This window comes from Flavobacterium chryseum (genome assembly GCF_004362015.1).
GTDB lineage: Bacteria > Bacteroidota > Bacteroidia > Flavobacteriales > Flavobacteriaceae > Flavobacterium.
In genome coordinates this window covers 62,183-79,467 of sequence record NZ_SNWW01000004.1, presented here as the reverse complement: position 1 = coordinate 79,467, position 17,285 = coordinate 62,183, and the positions used below count along the sequence as shown (strand labels likewise).

Genomic DNA, 17,285 nt, shown 5'->3' with positions numbered 1-17,285 from the left:
AAATCACACTCGTAACCACAATGCTGGAATTTCTAGTGTGATTTCTCGTCCGTCGAAATGACAAAAATGAGAGAAACTTTTAATTATCTAATTCTGAAAAATCTTTTTCAAATAAGCAACGTTTGCACCATAATTCGCTTTTACATTATGCACTTGCGTTACATCTCTGGAACGTTCTACAATCAGCCAACCGCTCCATTTTATTTCATCAAGCGTTTGTTTGATTTTTGGCATGTCGATCGCGGTGTCATTTTCTAACCAGACTTTATCAGTGTTTGAAGCATGAATTTGTCCTAAATGTTTCTTGCCTAATATTTTTAGTTCAGCAACAATATCTCTACCATTATCTACTGCATTGGCAAAATTGAAAGAGCTTTTAATGTATTTAGAATCAATTTCTTCCAACAGTTTTTTCTCTTCTGTGGCATTTAGTGAAGTTTCAATGGCAATGACACCACCAATTTTACCGACTTGTTTTCCTGCCCATTTTAATCTCTCTACAATTATCGGACGTAATTCTGGATTTTTTACCAAATCACTTTCTGTCCCTAACGGAAGATACGCCACTTTTACTTTCATGTCTTTCATTGCTTTAACGCAATCTTCGATCATGGGTACAATGGTTTCTCTTTTGGCGAAAGATTGCGCATAGAATCCCGACATGGCAATAGAACTGATTCCAACGCCAGTTTCTTTTGATTTATCTAAGAATTTTTGCCTTTCAATCGGATCACCTAATTTGCTGTCAAAAGTTGGTCTGCTTCCTAAACCTCCCATATCAAGCTCGATTCCGTCGGCTTTTATTTCGCCTGCCAAACCAAAGGCACCTAATTTTTGTCTTTTTAAAATCATCCAGTCGCAAACGGCAACTTTGTATTGCTGTTTTTTATTGGGAGACTGCGCCGTTGCACAACTATTGAAAGTACTGCAAAGAGCAACAAAAAGTAAAATGATTATATTTCTTTTAAAATAAGGTGACTTCATATTTTTTGTTTTTACCATTAAGATATTAAGAAAGTTAAGCTTAATGAAACTTAATATCTTAATGGTTAAATTTTTAATTTTATTCTTCTTCAGCTTTTACAGCAGTAACGGTTTTATTTTCGTCGCCCGGCCAGATTCCGTTTTTGATAGGAATTGCTTTTAATTTACTTGGATCGATTTTTACGTATTTCAGTTTTTCTCTTCTCCAGGTGTAAACCACATGCACCATTCCGTCAGAACTCTGAATTATTGATGGATACGAATATTGACTGATTTTTGAATCTTCTAAAACTAAAGCGGCGTTCCAATTAATTCCGTCTTTAGAAACTGAAAGATTTAAAGGCGTTCTTGGTCCTTTTGCTTCTGTTCCCGGAGGAAGAACATGATTGTAAACTAATAAATGTCTTCCGTCTTTAAGTGTTACGGCATCAGTTCCTGAATTATTATTTGGCAGACCAATTAATGCTACGTCTGACCATGTTTTTCCGTTATCTTTAGAAAATGTGCTGAAAATAGCTCTGTTTCTTGTTCTTCCAATGGCCTGAATGCCTCCGTCTTTATGGAATAAAATACTCGGCTGAATAGCGTTAATTTTTTGTTTTCCTCTTGAAAGTGTATCGCCCATAACCCATGTTTTTCCGAAATCTGGAGTCGATTCCATGCGAAGTCTCCAGCCGTCACCTTCTATACTTGACGGACATAATAAAGTTCCGTTACTTAATAAAACAGGTTTATTTTTGATTGGCCCTAAAAAACCATCTGGCATTTTTTTCGCTTCAGACCAGGTTTTTCCGCCATCAGATGAAGTTCTGATTACGCCCCACCATTCTGATGGTTTTGGTCCTGTTTTGTAAAATAACATTAAATCGCCACCCGGAATTTGATATAAAACCGGATTCCATGTTGGCAATCTTGGTCCTTCTTTCATCACGCCATCAGCCACTTTAACGCCTTCGCCCCATTTATCACTTCCTTTCGGTTTGATGCTTACATAAATACAAACATCAGGATGTCTTTCGTGCGTTCCTCCAAACCAAGATGAAACTAAATCTCCATTTGTTGCTTCGACAATTGTAACAGCATGGCAAGACGGATAAGGTGCTTTATCGTAAATAAATTCATCGACTAAAATCCCTTCTTTCCAGGTTTTGTTTTGCAATGTTGGTTTACAACTTCCTAAAAAAAGAAGTCCTAAAAAGATAAAAGTTATTTTTACAATCTTCATTCTTAATTTTATTTTGAATTAAAATTTTTGATTTTAAATGCATTCCCAATAATTTTTGGCACAAAATTATTTATTAAGTTTAAAAATGACACTAAAAAAATAGAAATGTATCCTGTACTATCCCGAATTATTTAAAATTAACGTTTAAGACTTATATTGTAAGAACCCGACGACAATGTCAGTACAAGTTTGTTGTTTTCGGTGTTATAAGATGCCGAAGTTTTGTCTATTTTTTTATCATTCAAAATTACATTGGAAGCACTCGTTGTTGGCAGATAAACTAATGCAGAAGTATTTGCCGGAATTGTAATATTCCATTGTAAAGTGTTTTTATTTTTTTTCCAATTGCTTTTTATTGTTCCGTAAATAGATTCATACGAAGCATTTACGAAAGTTAATTCCGTTTCAAAATCAGGTTTCATGATAATTTGTTTGAAACCCGGAGTTTCAGGATTGCTTTTGATTCCGGCAATATTTTCATAATACCAAATCAGTAAATCACCCAATAACATGACATGATTTTGAGAATTCATTTTAGGATCGGCAGTGTTTCCGTTCCATAATTCCCAAATGGTTGTTGCGCCATTTTTTGCCATATATCCCCAACTCGGATACGTGTCGTTTGAAGCCAGTTTATAACTCAAATCAGGTCTTCCGAATTGAGATAACGTTCGCATTAAAAACTGAGTTCCGATAACTCCTGTACTTATATGACCTTTGTACGTGACCTCAACTTCATGAACAATATTATCAAATACCTTTGACTGAAGATTTTCCGGAACCATTCCGAATGCCAATGGAAGCAGATTTGCCGTTACCGTGTTATTGGCATAATTATTTTTTCCGGCATTAAAAAACTTCGCATTAAAAGCCGTTTTTATTCTTTCAGAAAGTGAATCGTAATACTTAATATCATCAGAATTGGTTCCGTTAATGGTTGCAAACTTTTTCATTTTTTGCAATAAATGATAGTAAAAAGCGCTTGCGATTAATTCGCCATTGGTAGTTCTGGCTGAATCTTTAGAGTGAATTAATTCTAAAGATTCCGGCGGAACACACCAATCTCCGTATTTATCTTTGGTCATTAAATCTTTCACCAAATAATTTTGCTCCATATATACCACCCATTTTTTCATGGATGGATAATGCTTTTCGATTACTTTTTTATCTCCAAATTGTTGGTACAACATATCTGCAACTGTAATATAAGTTCCTGGCCAGGTTACATTATCGCCATAATAACGCCAAAATGCCGGCGCAACATCCGGAATTCCGCCATCTGCAGTTTGTGCATTTTTTATATCGTCCAGCCATTTTGCATATAAAGTCTGATTGTCGAACAAAAAACTTTCACCATACGCTCCGGTTGTTCGGTCTCCAAGCCAAGGCTGGCGTTCATTTCGCTGCGGACAATCGATTGGCATTCCTTTATAATTTCCTCGAATTCCCCAATAGGCATTTTTAAAAATCTGGTTCATTGTTGCATCCGAAGATTCAAAAGTTCCTGTTGTTTTGATATCGTCGTACACTACTTTTCCAATGAAATTATCTAAAGTTGGTTTTGTTGGAAATCCTGAAACTTCTACAAAACGAAATCCGTGAAATACAAAACTAGGTTCCCAGGTTTCTTCGCCATCGCCTTTTAAAGTATAAACATCTGTTGTTCTGGCATCACGTAAATTTTCGATATATAAAGATCCGTTAGTTTGTAAAGATTCGGCAAATTTCAACGTGATTCTGTCTCCGCTTTTTCCTTTTACTTTCAATTGCAACCAGCCCACCATATTCTGACCCATGTCTAAAATATAAGTTCCTTTTGAAGTTTGTTTGATTGAAACCGGCTTTACCTCGTCCATTATTTTCATATTAGACGACATTTGTGCTTCATAAAAACCGCCTGGTTCCTGAACATATTCTGCTGCCAGCCAATTCTTATCATCAAAATTGGTAGTATTCCAATTTTTCATTTCTTTTCGGGCATCATATTCTTCGCCGTCGTATTCGTTGTTGGATAAAATTGGCCCGTTTGTGGTTACTTTCCAGGTATCATCTGTTCTAATTATGTCTTTGCTTCCATCAGTATATTCTACAAACAACTGCAAAGCCATTTTGGGGTAACCAAAAGTTTTAATTTTATAAGGTTTATAATCCTGGCGCATCGTAAAAAAACGTCCGTTTCCTAAAATCGTTCCCAACATGTTTTTGCCTTCTTTCAATTGCGAAGTCACATCAAAAACATTGTATTTTACATTCTTAGTATAATCTGTTGGAACGGGCGCCAAAACCTGATCGCCGATTTTATTTCCATTAATGTATAACTCATAAAGTCCTAATCCCATGATATAAACCTTTGCATTTTTGACTTGCTTTTTTAGGTTGATTTCTTTGCGAAGATATCTCGCTGATAATTTAGAATACTGAGAAATACTATCTCCCGACGAAGCTTTTTCATAACCAATCCAACGTGTTGATTTCCAATCCGCATAATTCATAATCCCCATGCTAAAATGAGCTGAATTTGTAGATTGAATTTCTCCTTTATTTGTCCAGACAATTACTTTCCAAAACGCATTTTGACGGTTTTCTAATCCTTTTCCGCTATAAATAATATTGACAGATGTATCACTTTCTACTTTTCCGCTATCCCATAAATTTGCTTTATTAGCATTTAAATTTTCTAAAGTAGAAGCGACTAAAATTTGATATGCCGTTTGTTTTACATTATTAACATCTGCTTTTATTTGCCAGCTTAATCTTGGCTGGACAACATCAATTCCTTCGGGATTGTTTAGCATTTCGCATTGCAAATTCGTAACGCTGATTTTATTTTGGGCTTTCGCCGAAATTGAAATCATTGTTATGATGATGAATATTATATGTAAAAACTTTTTCATGCTTTTTATTTTTTTTGCTTTGCGATGATTTTTTGTTTCTCGCAGATTTGGTAGATTAAGCAGATTTTATTTTTGATTTTTCAAGATAGTTTGTGTCATTTCGACGAAGGAGAAATCACATCAAGTATTCCATACAGCGTGTCTATGCGCTTGTGATTTCTCCTTCGTCGAAATGACACAAAAATGAGAATAAAGAATCTGCGTTTATCTGCTCAAATCCCTTTAAATCTGCGTGAAAAAAATTAAACTTTTACTCAGAAACCAACTTCTCCAATTTCTCAGAAACCGCTATTTCTTTTCCGTTTTTAAAGATCCTGAAACCTTTTCCTTTATGATATTTCTCTCCGGTTTTATCCCAAAGAATTGTAATTATGTTACCGTGATATAAAACATTATCCAAACAAAACCAATCCCATTTTTCTTGTGGAATCAACGGATTTACTTCTATTTTTTCATCGGCTCTTGGGCGTAAACCAACCAAACCCGTAATCATTAAATCATTAAAAGTGGAGTGGTTATAATAGCGGCTACGTTCTCTGTCGCCCATTAACCAATAGCCTGTCGTTTCGTCCAGATATTCTCCAACATACGGTTTCCCTCTGTAATATTGCGATTGCACATACAAATCCATTTGTTTGAAATAATCGGTTTTCGCAACATAATTTTGATTGTAATTATTCAACACATTTGCCAAAGCGGTTAATGTCTGCGAACTTGCAAATGGCCAGATTGCACCGTCCCATTCGCAGGTTCCTGTTCCGTGTGTTCTAAAACGCGGACTTCTGCGTTCAGCTGTTGTTAAACCAAACGGAGCCGAAAATCCTTTTTCATCCTTAATTTGTTCCCACGCTTTTTCAAAACCTTTTCCTTTTTGTGGCAAATTAAAATACCACGGAATAAACCCAATAGCTTCGCGAACCTGCGCTAAAGTGTCTTTTTCTGTAAAGGTTTCGAAGAATTCGCTTTTCTGGTTCCACAATTTTGTTTCTACCAAATGTTGCAAAGTATCTGCTTTTGCTTCAAAATAACTTTCTTGTTTTGTATCGCCTTTTAGTTTTGAAATTTTTGCCAAAGCTTTTGCATTTCCAAACATATAACTATTAATTGTTGGTCGTGCATTTCTAAATTTTCTGGCACCACTTAGGGATTCTTCCATTCCGTCTTTTACATCAAATTGCCAGAACAAACCATCTTTGCGTTTTCTGTCACCTTCCCAAGCTGCATATTCAGCAACCAAATCAGGATAAATATCCAATAAAAATTTGTCGTCTTTGTTTACCAAATAACGATTGTACAAAGCATCTGCTGTCCAGCTGCTAAATGTTCTTAGTTTTTTCATTGGTTTTCCGTCATTTCCTCTAAACCATAAATGAACGTCCTGCTCAATGTATTGCGGATCATGAACCCATCTGAATTCATTTATGTGATGTCCCAAAGCACAACTGATCATATTGTATTTATCGGCATAAGAACGATCTACCAAAAACTCGGTAATCGCAAATCCCTGCGGTGTTTTCTTAATGTGTTTTCTCGCACTCCACCAACGGAAATAATAAATCTCCTCAAAATTTTGCTGCGGACATTCAAACAACGGAATATTTTTTTCCATCCAGGTCCAGGCAGAATCATTCGGAATCGCGCCTTTTATATTTTCATCTTCCATCGTGTTGAAATAATCAACATAATGTTTGAAGTTTTTTTCTTTTAAAATAACTGATTTTCCTTGATTTGATGCACTTGCACCAGATTTACAACTTATGTTTAAAGTTGAAATCAGGATTATGAAAGCGATTATTTTGTATTTAAAATGTTGTAACATATTCTAATTATTATTTTTTAATTACTTTTTTCATCGCTTAGTCTGTCATTCTGAGGAACGAAGAATCTACGCAAGTAACTCGCCAATCAAAAGCGCCAAACTTTGTCGATCTTGCAACGGAGATTCTTCGTTCCTCAGAATGACAAACTAGACTTGACATTAATACTTACAAGGTTTCGGAAACCTTGCAGGAAACGTAACCATACCTAACAGGTTTTAAAAACCTCTTACGATGCGTAATTAATTCCCCGTAAAACTATACGTTTGTCCCGCTTTCGTATCAACATCATATTCATTGTACTTTGGCAAAACCACTTTCTTTAAACTTGCTTTTTCCGATATAATTGGTTTCTTAACTTCAACATCATAAAACAAGGGATTTACATTTTTTCCTTTTATTTTTTTAAGTGAAATTCCTTGGTCTGCTTTTAAAGTATTTTCTAATTTCAATCGGCAGTTTCCTCCTAGTTTTGAGTAAATTTTTAAAGTCGAAATTTTATTATTTTTCCAACTCATATCAATTACAAATCCACCTCTTGCAACTAAACCTTTTATGTTTCCGTCTTTCCAAACAGTTGGTAAAGCTGGCAATAAATTAATCGCACCTTCCTGACTTTGCATTAGCATTTCGGCAATTCCGGCTGTGCAACCAAAGTTACCATCAATTTGAAATGGCTGATGAGCATCAAGCATATTCGGATAGGTTCCGCCGCCTTTTCTTTGTTCAGCGGTAACTAAATGCATCTGATCCTGTAATAATTTATAAGCGTGATCTCCGTCTAACAATCTTGCCCATAAATTGACTTTCCAACCCATAGACCAGCCTGTAGATTCATCACCTCTGTAAATTAAGGAATTCTTGGCTGCTTCAAATAATTCCGGCGTTTTAATTGGTGAAATCTGATTACTCGGAAACAAGCCGTACAAATGCGAAACGTGTCTGTGTTTGTCTTCCGGATTATCCCAATCATCCTGCCATTCTTGTAACTGACTGTGTTTACCCACTTTCATTGGCGGCATTTTTGCCAAAGCTTCACTTACTTTTTTCACATAATTTTCATCTGGCGCAACTAATTTTGAAGCTTTAATTACATTCGTAAAAAGATCAAAAATCAACTGATTATCCATTGTTGTTCCGGATGCGATTGTTGCTTTTCCGGTTCCGCCGGCATGTGTGTTTTCGGGAGAACTTGAAGGTACAACTACCAAATAACCTGTATTTGGATCAATTACCATAAAATCTAAAAAGAAATCGGCTGCACCTTTTATAATCGGGTAAATTTCTTTTAAGTAATTTTTATCGCCTGTATATAAATATCTTTCCCATAAATCCTGACTTACCCACGCGCCGCCCGTAGGCCACATTCCGGATGCCGCATAATCTACCGGAGCGGTTACACGCCAGATATCGGTATTATGATGCAAAACCCAACCGTTTGCATTATACATCATTTTTGCGGTTTCATGACCCGTAACGCTTAACTCTTTTGCCATTTGAATAAACGGCTCGTGCATTTCTGAAAGATTGGTTACTTCTGCCGGCCAATAATTCATTTCGGCATTTATATTTGTTGTGTATTTACTGTCCCATGGAGGCAAAACCATATCGTTCCAGATTCCTTGCAAATTAGCTGGTTGTCCCCCAGGTTGTGAACTTGAAATTAAAAGATAACGCCCAAACTGAAAATACAAACTCGCCAATTGCGGATCAAATTGTTTAGAAAAATCTCTAATTCTTTCGTTTGTTGGTTTCTTTGCTAATTCATCTGTTCCTAAATCAAATGAAACTCTATTGAAGAATTTTTGATAATAAGCAATATGATCTTTTTTGATGCTTGCAAAATCTTTGTTTTCGGCTTTAGCCAAATATCCTTTGCTTTTCGCAATTTCATCATCGGTTACATCCTGATAATTTTTGAAATTGGTTGCGATTGAAATATAAAGTGTTATTTCATCAGCTTTATTAATGCTGATGATTCCGTTGCTTGCCGAAACTTCTCCGCCTTTATTTTTAGCCAATAATCTTCCCTGAAATTTGATTTTCCCTTTCTGATTTTCAAAATTGCTACCAATTCCCGAAAGTAAAATTTGATCTCCTTCTGTCCCTGAAACTGTTTTATCAAGCGGACTGTTCATGAAAACATTACACGTTATTTGTCCCGGCTGACTTGCAGAAAGTTTTACTACAATGACCTGATCCGAAAAAGAGGTCAGAATTTCTCTTGTAAATTCAACTCCGTTTACCGCATATTTTACTTTTGCCGTCGCGTTTTCAATATCTAAATCCCTGTAATAATTCGAATATTTTTGATGTCCCGGAAACGAAATATAAACGCTTCCAAAAGTTTGATACGGCATTCCGTCATTGGTTTGCGACATGATATCCTGCGTTGCCAGTTCCTGTGCTTCATCAAATTTTCCTTCAAAAATTAATTGTCGGACAATCGGCAAAGCTTTTAATGATTTTGAATGTGCATTGCTGTTTGGTGAACCTGCCCAAATGGTTTCTTCGTTCAATTGCAAACGTTCAACAGCGGGATCACCAAAAACCATCGCGCCCAAACGACCATTTCCCAAAGGCAAAGCTTCGTTCCAGATTGCAGCTGGTTTATCGTACCAAAGTTTCAGTTCGTTTGTTGTTTGTGCTGTTGCCGTAAAGGAAAATATTCCAACGCAAATCGCAGTTATTTTATTTTTCAACTTCATATTGTTATGTTTTTTTTCGCCACGAATTACACAAATTGGCACTAATTTCTTTTTAATTTTTATTTCAATTTCTCTAATTTATTTTGTAAAAATCTTTTTAATCTTTGGCAAAAAATAATTCGTGCAAATTCGCGTAATTCGTGGCAAACTTCTTTTACTTCTTAACCTCGTAAATCTTGTTATTTTTCTCACCAAACATTTCATACAATTTATTGATATCTTTCAGGGCATTTTTAGGCAAATTTTCTGCTTTATTTCCAAAAACATATAATTTATCGTAAGGTTCAATTACACAAGTCGATTCGTCGATTTCGCCTTTTTCATTCTTCACTTTATTCAAATCTAAACCTAAATATTTAGCCATAAACGGATACAATGCCATACGTTTTGAAATTCCAAAATCGTGACCTTCTTTAGCAAAATGAGCATTTTCTACTAAATCTTTTTTTCCGTACAATTCATACGTTCTTTGGATAAAAGGAAATTCTAATTCTGGAACGGCTAATGTCCAGTCTTTTCCATCAGAAACAATCAATTGTGGTTTTGGCGCCATCATTGCTGAAATTTCTGCATTATTGGTTCCGTTTCCACAAAGGTGAATTCCACGCCCGCTTTCACAAGGACAACCTCCTGAAAAATGAGATGAAACCATTACAACGGGAGCCGAAATTGTAATTCGATCATCCAGAGCTGCCAAAAACATCGTGTGCGATCCTCCGCCGGAACCTCCGGTAACACCAACTCTCGAAACATCAGCATTTTTGGTTGTTGCCAAATAATCTAACAATCGTATTCCGCTTAAAACCTGAACGGTTGAAGCGATACTATTTCTATGAGTTTCTTCCGGAAATTGCAGCAAGGATTCTCCCCACGCAAATAAATCATAACTCACTACAATAGCACCCATTTTTGCCATCATAGCGCAACGGTATTGTTCGTCTTTTCTATATCTTCCGTCTCCAAAATGTCCGTCAGGAGTTAAAATAATAGCTGCTTTTTTATTTAAAGGATAAGGTTTATAAATGGAACCGGTCACGTAAACACCAGGCAAAATTTCTAATCCGATATTTTCAATACTGTAATCTTTGTAGATTCTTTTTGGAGTTAAGATTGGTTTTGATTTTGGCATTGGCGGCGCTTTATCCAAACCAAAAGACGTTATCATACACGCTTTTATTTCTTTTTTTCGAGCTTCCCACTCAGATACATTTGAGTACAAAGTCACCAAATAATTCAAACGCTCTTTTCCTTTATCAACCGAAACTTTATGGTTTTCATATTTTCTGATTATGTAAGTTCCGTCGGGTTGTTTGAAATACATTAATTCAAATGGAGCCAAAATGTTGGTTAAAGAAATTGCCAGATTTCCGGGCTCAATTCGCCAATCAGCATAATCGAGTTCTTTTCCTTTTAATAAACCTCTGTCGTCGTTTATGGTAACATGAAAAGCTGTTTCGATTTTCTTTATCGTTTCGGAAACGGGTTTTCTGAAATTTTCATCAGAAGTTATTTGTGCATTTGAAATTGTCAATGCAAAAAATGAAATTGCTATATATATGTGTTTTATTTTCATTATTTTATTGTTTTTAAACTAGCTTAAAATTGAACGCGGATAAAATGGATTTTTTTTAATCTCTCAAGTAAGACAAACCGAATAAAAAATCCGTTTTTATCCGCGTCTTCGCTTTAGCGAATCCGTCTCATCCGCGTTCTATATCTTGCATTCGATTGTATATTTTCCTGACCCTAAATTTAAATCTTTTGTCAATTTGCCATTTACTTTTATTTCTGAATTCTTAGCGATAGGCAGTTTTATTGTTGCTGATGTATTCAGCGGAATTTCAACTTTCAGGATTAATTTTCCGTCTTTTTTCTCCCAGGCCGAAGCAATATTTCCATAAATAGATTTGTAAGTTGCTTTTACAAAAGTCATATCGCCCACAATTTCCGGCTGAATAAAGAAATGTTTGAAACCCGGATTTTGATTGTCTGGAACAATTCCGGCCAGACTTTGGTAAAACCATTCTTCAATTTGTCCCATCATAAAATGATTCCATGAATTTCCTTTTCTCGGATCCCATTGTTCTGTTAAAGTGGTCAAGCCAAATTTAATCTGAAAACCATAGCCCGGCGCATCATAATGATTGTTCATTTTATACATCATTTCGTTTTCGCCATTTCTCGCCAAAGCCTGAAATAAATAGCGGTTTCCAACATCGCCTGTTGTTAATCTGTCTCCTTTTGCTTTTATATCTGCCAATAAATTCTGCATTACCGCTGCTTTATATTGGGGTTCTACGATATCCATAAAAACGGGAACGGCATTACTAAACTGACTGTTTGTTCCGTATTGTTTGGTTTCGGGATTGAAAAATTCCTTGTTAAAAGCATTTTTTATATCAGCAGTTAAAGTTTCATATTTCGAAATATCTTCTGTTTTGTTCAATAATTTTGCGGCTTTTGCTACCAAATTTGCTCCATAAAAATAATGAGAAGTTGCCGAAAGTGCAATCGGACTATTTTTAGAATATCCTGCGGCGTGTGTTCCGTAATCGTACCAATCGCCTAATCCATGCGAAACAATATGATTTGTTGCTTTGCTTCCTAAATAATCCACGTATTTTTTCATTACGGGATAATATTTTTCTATTAATGAAGCATCTCCATAATATTCATAATACATCCAGGGTAAAATAACTCCGGTTACGCCCCATTCGGGTGAATCGGTAAAGTCGCCTCCAAAAACTACATATTCCGGAACTATTGTCGGAATCAGACCGTTTTCTCGCTGCGAATCTGAGATATTTTGCATTGTTGCCGGAATGAAACTTTGCAGGTTATAATTGAACATTAATCCGGGACCGTTTAAATGGATTTCTTCGAGCCAACCCAATTTTTCACGTTGCGGACAATCGGTAAAAACGCTTTGAAAATTACTTTTGATCGAGTTGTTAATCAGTTCGTGCGTTTTATTGAAAATCTGGTTTGAAGATTCAAAAGTTCCCGCTTCTCCAGCGGAATTATAAATAAAATTTGATTTTAAATCTACCAATGTCGGCAGACTTTGATCTTTGATTTTTTTATAATTAATGTTTTCAATTTGAACATATTGAAACCCGTAATAACTAAATTTTGGTTCCCATTCTTCTACGCCTTCGCCTTTTAAAGTGTAGTCATAATAATAGGGTTTTCCGGATCTTCCTTGTCCGATAGTTCCGTCATCATTTAAACCTTCGCCAACCCAAACACGAACGGTTTGCCCTTTTTTTCCCTTTATTTTAATGGTTGGAAATCCGGAGAGATTTTGTCCCATATTAAACACATAAAAGTTCGGCTTTAGTTCTTTTACTTCTTTAATTTCATATTGTTTTTGAATCGTAATTGGCGGTGCGGTTTGCGCTCTTAAAATGCCTTTCGGAGCTTCCTGAACCACAACTTTTTTCCAGTTTGAATCATTGAATCCAATTTCATTCCATCCCTTTTGTTCTAAATTGGCGTTATAATCTTCTCCTCCAAAAATACTGTTATACGTAATCGGGCTTTTGCTGTATTTCCAGCTTTCATCAGATTTTATGATTTCTTCAGAACCATCTTTATAAACAATTTTCATTTTAAAAAATAAAGTTGGCGGACCAAAACTCACAAAAAACTTGGTATATCTTTCGGCAAGTGTATTGTACATTCCGTTTCCTAGAAGAACTCCAATTACGTTTTCGCCTTTTTCTAATTCTTTTGAACTTAATTCGTAGGTATTATAATTGACCGTTTTATCGTAATCTGTCCATAAAGGAGCAAACTCGCTATTGCCGATTTTCTTTCCATTAATAGTTAATTCATAATGTCCTAAACCGGAAATATAAACAATGGCTTCTTTGATTTCTTTAGTAACCGAAAATAGTTTACGAAGCATAATACTTCTGCGTGACAAAGAATCTGAAGCGTTAATTATCGCGTCTTTTTTCTCTCTTTTATAGGTTGCCGAATGATAATTTCTTCCTTCGGGCAAATGACTATCGGCTTTTGTAATGGCTCCAATCCAGGTTGGATTTAATGCGGATTCTAAAAGTGCGATTCTGAAAGAAGCTATTTTACTCCATTGAGAAACTTTATTATTCTGATCCCAAACTTTTATTTTCCAGAAATATTTGGTTTCATTTTTTAATGCGCTTCCGCCAAAAGAGATTTGAAGATTTTTATTTGAATTTACTTTTCCACTGTCCCAAACATCGGCTTCATTTTTCTTTAATTTTTCTTGAGATGAAGAAACTAAAATCTGATAAGCAGTTTGTGAAACATTTAATTTATTAGAAATCAATTGCCAGCTTAATCTTGGCTGATTTTGAATAACAGCCAAAGGATTTTCAGCCATTTCGCAGGTTAAGTGCGTAGCGGAAATCTGAGCATTAGAAACTAATGTCATTAAAAAGAGGAATAATATATATTGTAAATTCTTCATTTCTTATTGTTGAGATTTAGAACGCGGATGAAGCGGATTTACTTCGTAAAAACGCGGATAAAAACGGATTTTTCAAATATTTGATTTTAGCAAAGCGAATAAAAAATCCGTTTTTATCCGCGTCTTCGCGTTAGCGAATCTGTATCATCTGCGTTCTATAACTTTTTCGTAATCAACGATTCAATATTAAATACGGCTTCCGGAATTAATTTTCCTGTTTCCGGTAAATCAACAAAATCGTCTATGTCTGCCGGCGTGTCTGTATTTGGTGTAAAACGTTGATCTCCGGTTCTGAACATTATGCGTTCAAAACCATCAACCGGAGCATAAAAAATCTTTGTTGATTCTTTTTCGTCGTTTACTTTTATCGTGTACGAGCGGGTTTTTACGTTTAATTTTACGGTGATTTTATACTCTTTGTTAGCTTCGTATTTTGCAATATTGTTATAACGCGCTCCTGTTTTTATTTTTAAATTTCCATCTGAATCAAAAATAATTCGAACCGCTGGATTTCCTTGTTTGTTTTGGAATTCAACTTGTAATAAACCGTGATTATTTTGCTCTGGTTTTACGGTAAAAGTGGCTTCCATTTTTTCTGCATACGGAATCACACGTTCGGCTCTGGCATAATCAAAAAAATCCTGATCTCTTAAAGTCAGCCATTTTTTGCCATCGATTTTCTTTTCAATTTTAGTTGAAGCCCAGGACAAATCATAAGTATTCCATAATTTTAATTCTTGTCCGTCAGCAAGTTCATTAAACACCTCTTTTACATCTTCATTAACTGTACTCACAACCGGAACTGGAATCGATGCCACCCAAATGTCTTCTTTGTTTACGCTATAACTTACCCAAAGTTTTCCGTCAGGCGGAGTTCCGTCAGTTTCGGGAATTCCACGAACGTATTGTGGTCCGGCAGATTTATAATTTCCGCCATATCGCATCGGACTTATTTCTCCGTGAACTAATAATAAATCTTTATAATTTAAACCGTCGTCGCTGGTTGAAATCGCTAGTGGCCAACGATATTCTGACGGATTATAAACGGTTGCGTAACGATTATCAGATGTTTTTTGTCCCCAGATTTTGGCGTTGCTGTTTACAAATCCCGGCGCTCTTGTTGGGTTATATACCCATGTTTTCCCTTCATCTTTACTAATTGATGTTAGAGCAAATTTCCATAAACCCACTACATTTCCGTTTGGTAAATGGTAATAATTGAAAGCTTTAAATTGTTTTTTTAACGGAATTAATTCGTCATCACGATCAGCTTCTTCTACCCATTGTTGCATCAATAATGGTTTAGACATTAATTCGTCGCAAGCTTTGATGAATTTCTTGTCTTTGCTTTTGGTATAAAACGGGAATTTTGTATTTGTTTGATTAAAACTTTTATTAAAACGAACAAAGTAAATTGGTCCAAAAGTTCCGTCTTTGTAAATTTCTCGTACCACACGACCAATTCCTTTTCCGTCATTTGGATCGTCTTTTTCGTCCATTGCGATTCCGTAATAACCAATCGCCAATAAGCGTTTATCTGAGGTAACATAAAAGCCCATGCGTTGGTGCATTACGGCATCCAGATTTTTTGCAACGCCTTCTACTCCTTCTTTTTTAAATCCATCAGGAATTCTGTAAATCGGGAAAATTACTTCAGGTTTTGTCCATGTCGAACCATCTTTTGAAGTCATTAGGAAAGTTTGTCCCGGCGGGATATGTTCTCCGGTTGGGTCGCTCAAATAATGTAGAAAGAACGTATTATTCCAATACGCCAACATGGGTTGGTGATTGTATGTCCACCCAAAACCATCGGCTTTTCCCGGATGTTCACGGCTCGCACGCATGATTTGTGTAGCGTGAACGCCAATCGCAGGACTTAATTGTCCGTGATGATAATCGACGTTTGAAAGTGTTTTGCCAACATAACGAACTGTGTCATTCTGTGCATTTACAGCTGTGCAAGCCAAAAGAATTGCGGTTGTAGTTAAGATTTTGGTTTTTATGTTTTGGAAAGTAATCATTTTTTATGTTTTTTGTTTCACGCAGATTTTGGCTGATTTTAGCTGATTTCCGCTGGTATAATTTTAATTATTACCAATCTGCTTTTATTTGATTTACGCAGACTAAAATTAAAAATCTGCCTGATCTGCTTTAATCTTTTTAAATCTGCGTGAAAAATTACTCTCGCAGATTTAGCAGATCTAGCAGATTTTTTATTTATTTCTTTCTATTAAACCTTTTAAAACGTCTTCTGAAATTGTTGTAATCGTTCCGTGTTTATGACCTTCGGGAAGACTTATTTTTGAAGAAACATCTTCAAAATGAACAAAATCTGATGTACTTGAAGCTTTATAATTTTTCTCGCCGTAATTATCATAATAAATCAGCCATTTTTTATCGACTTTTACGACTGTTGGGCCTTCTGATAAATGGGATGTAAAAGGTTCTGAACTTTTCCCGAATGGTCCTAAAGGCGATTTTCCGAAAGCTACTTTTATGTTGCGCATTGGTCTTGTGTTGTCTTTCAAAACCAAAACATAATTTTTCTTTGCTTTTTTTACAATTACACAATCGATCACGCTAAAACCTGGTTCGTAATATAATTTTGTATCCGAGAATGTTTTAAAATCTTTGGTTGTTACGTAATACATTCTATGATTATTTTTCTCTTCTTCCTGTCCTTTTTCAAATCGAAACGGAATTGTTGATGCCCAAATAATTATGTATTCTTTTTTGACATCATCATAAAAAATCTCCGGTGCCCAAACATTTACAACTTCGGGCTCATTTTTCATTACGGGAATATATTCTTGTTTCGACCAATTAATTAAATCCTTAGAACTGGCGTATCCAAAACCATTTCCGCCTTTCCAGTCTGTTGTCCAGACCAAATGATACGTTCCGTCTGCACCTTTTGTGATGGATGGATCACGCATGATTTTGCTTGCGCCAATTTCTGGTTTTAAAAATGATCCTTCAAGACCTTTCCAGTTGTAACCGTCTTCGCTGTATGCCAGATACAAACCTTCTGTTGCCGGTTCGCGGAACGACGTAAAAAGATATAAGTCTTTCTTTTTCTGCGAATAAGAAATCGCAAAAAGACAAAATGTTACTATGATGAATACTTTTTTCATGTTGTCCAATTAAACACGGATTTCACTAATTAGCACGAATTAAAATTGGGTAAATCCGTGAAATCTG

The 17,285-nt window shown here is 35.6% G+C and carries 9 protein-coding genes; all 9 read right to left on the bottom strand.

Annotated elements, in window-relative coordinates:
• Window positions 1-87: 87 nt before the first annotated feature.
• Window positions 88-984: a sugar phosphate isomerase/epimerase family protein gene (locus EV143_RS09190; protein WP_243739828.1), complete on the bottom strand. Its 897-nt coding sequence runs from the start codon at window positions 982-984 to the stop codon at window positions 88-90.
• 79 nt (window positions 985-1,063) lie between these two features.
• A complete protein-coding gene (locus EV143_RS09185; protein ID WP_133507671.1) occupies window positions 1,064-2,209 on the bottom strand; it encodes a sialidase family protein in 1,146 nt (381 codons plus the stop codon).
• Between the two features lie 137 nt (window positions 2,210-2,346).
• Window positions 2,347-5,103: a glycoside hydrolase family 78 protein gene (locus tag EV143_RS09180; protein ID WP_133507670.1), complete on the bottom strand. Its 2,757-nt coding sequence runs from the start codon at window positions 5,101-5,103 to the stop codon at window positions 2,347-2,349.
• Between the two features lie 250 nt (window positions 5,104-5,353).
• Window positions 5,354-6,922, bottom strand: a complete 1,569-nt coding sequence (locus EV143_RS09175; RefSeq protein WP_133507669.1) for an MGH1-like glycoside hydrolase domain-containing protein — start codon at window positions 6,920-6,922, stop codon at window positions 5,354-5,356.
• A gap of 240 nt (window positions 6,923-7,162) precedes the next feature.
• The gene (locus EV143_RS09170; RefSeq protein ID WP_133507668.1) at window positions 7,163-9,628 is read right to left on the bottom strand and encodes a glycoside hydrolase family 95 protein; all 2,466 of its coding nucleotides are present in this window, start codon (window positions 9,626-9,628) and stop codon (window positions 7,163-7,165) included.
• Between the two features lie 154 nt (window positions 9,629-9,782).
• Window positions 9,783-11,201, bottom strand: a complete 1,419-nt coding sequence (locus EV143_RS09165; RefSeq protein WP_243739827.1) for an alpha/beta hydrolase — start codon at window positions 11,199-11,201, stop codon at window positions 9,783-9,785.
• A gap of 138 nt (window positions 11,202-11,339) precedes the next feature.
• Complete coding sequence (locus EV143_RS09160) at window positions 11,340-14,084, bottom strand: glycoside hydrolase family 78 protein (protein ID WP_133507666.1); 2,745 nt, start codon at window positions 14,082-14,084, stop codon at window positions 11,340-11,342.
• A 155-nt stretch (window positions 14,085-14,239) separates the two neighbouring features.
• Entirely contained in the window at window positions 14,240-16,105 is a 1,866-nt protein-coding gene (locus EV143_RS09155) for a sialidase/neuraminidase family protein (RefSeq protein WP_133507665.1), read from the bottom strand.
• A 192-nt stretch (window positions 16,106-16,297) separates the two neighbouring features.
• Window positions 16,298-17,218: a glycoside hydrolase family 43 protein gene (locus EV143_RS09150; protein ID WP_133507664.1), complete on the bottom strand. Its 921-nt coding sequence runs from the start codon at window positions 17,216-17,218 to the stop codon at window positions 16,298-16,300.
• Window positions 17,219-17,285 lie beyond the last annotated feature (67 nt).

Excerpts from the sequence above, each read along its gene's own strand:
- EV143_RS09175 (WP_133507669.1), bottom strand. The coding sequence starts at position 6,922 with ATGTTACAACATTTTAAATACAAAATAATCGCTTTCATAATCCTGATT.
- EV143_RS09170 (WP_133507668.1), bottom strand. The coding sequence starts at position 9,628 with ATGAAGTTGAAAAATAAAATAACTGCGATTTGCGTTGGAATATTTTCC.
- EV143_RS09180 (WP_133507670.1), bottom strand. The coding sequence starts at position 5,103 with ATGAAAAAGTTTTTACATATAATATTCATCATCATAACAATGATTTCA.
- EV143_RS09150 (WP_133507664.1), bottom strand. The coding sequence starts at position 17,218 with ATGAAAAAAGTATTCATCATAGTAACATTTTGTCTTTTTGCGATTTCT.
- EV143_RS09155 (WP_133507665.1), bottom strand. The coding sequence starts at position 16,105 with ATGATTACTTTCCAAAACATAAAAACCAAAATCTTAACTACAACCGCA.
- EV143_RS09160 (WP_133507666.1), bottom strand. The coding sequence starts at position 14,084 with ATGAAGAATTTACAATATATATTATTCCTCTTTTTAATGACATTAGTT.
- EV143_RS09165 (WP_243739827.1), bottom strand. The coding sequence starts at position 11,201 with ATGAAAATAAAACACATATATATAGCAATTTCATTTTTTGCATTGACA.
- EV143_RS09190 (WP_243739828.1), bottom strand. The coding sequence starts at position 984 with ATGAAGTCACCTTATTTTAAAAGAAATATAATCATTTTACTTTTTGTT.
- EV143_RS09185 (WP_133507671.1), bottom strand. The coding sequence starts at position 2,209 with ATGAAGATTGTAAAAATAACTTTTATCTTTTTAGGACTTCTTTTTTTA.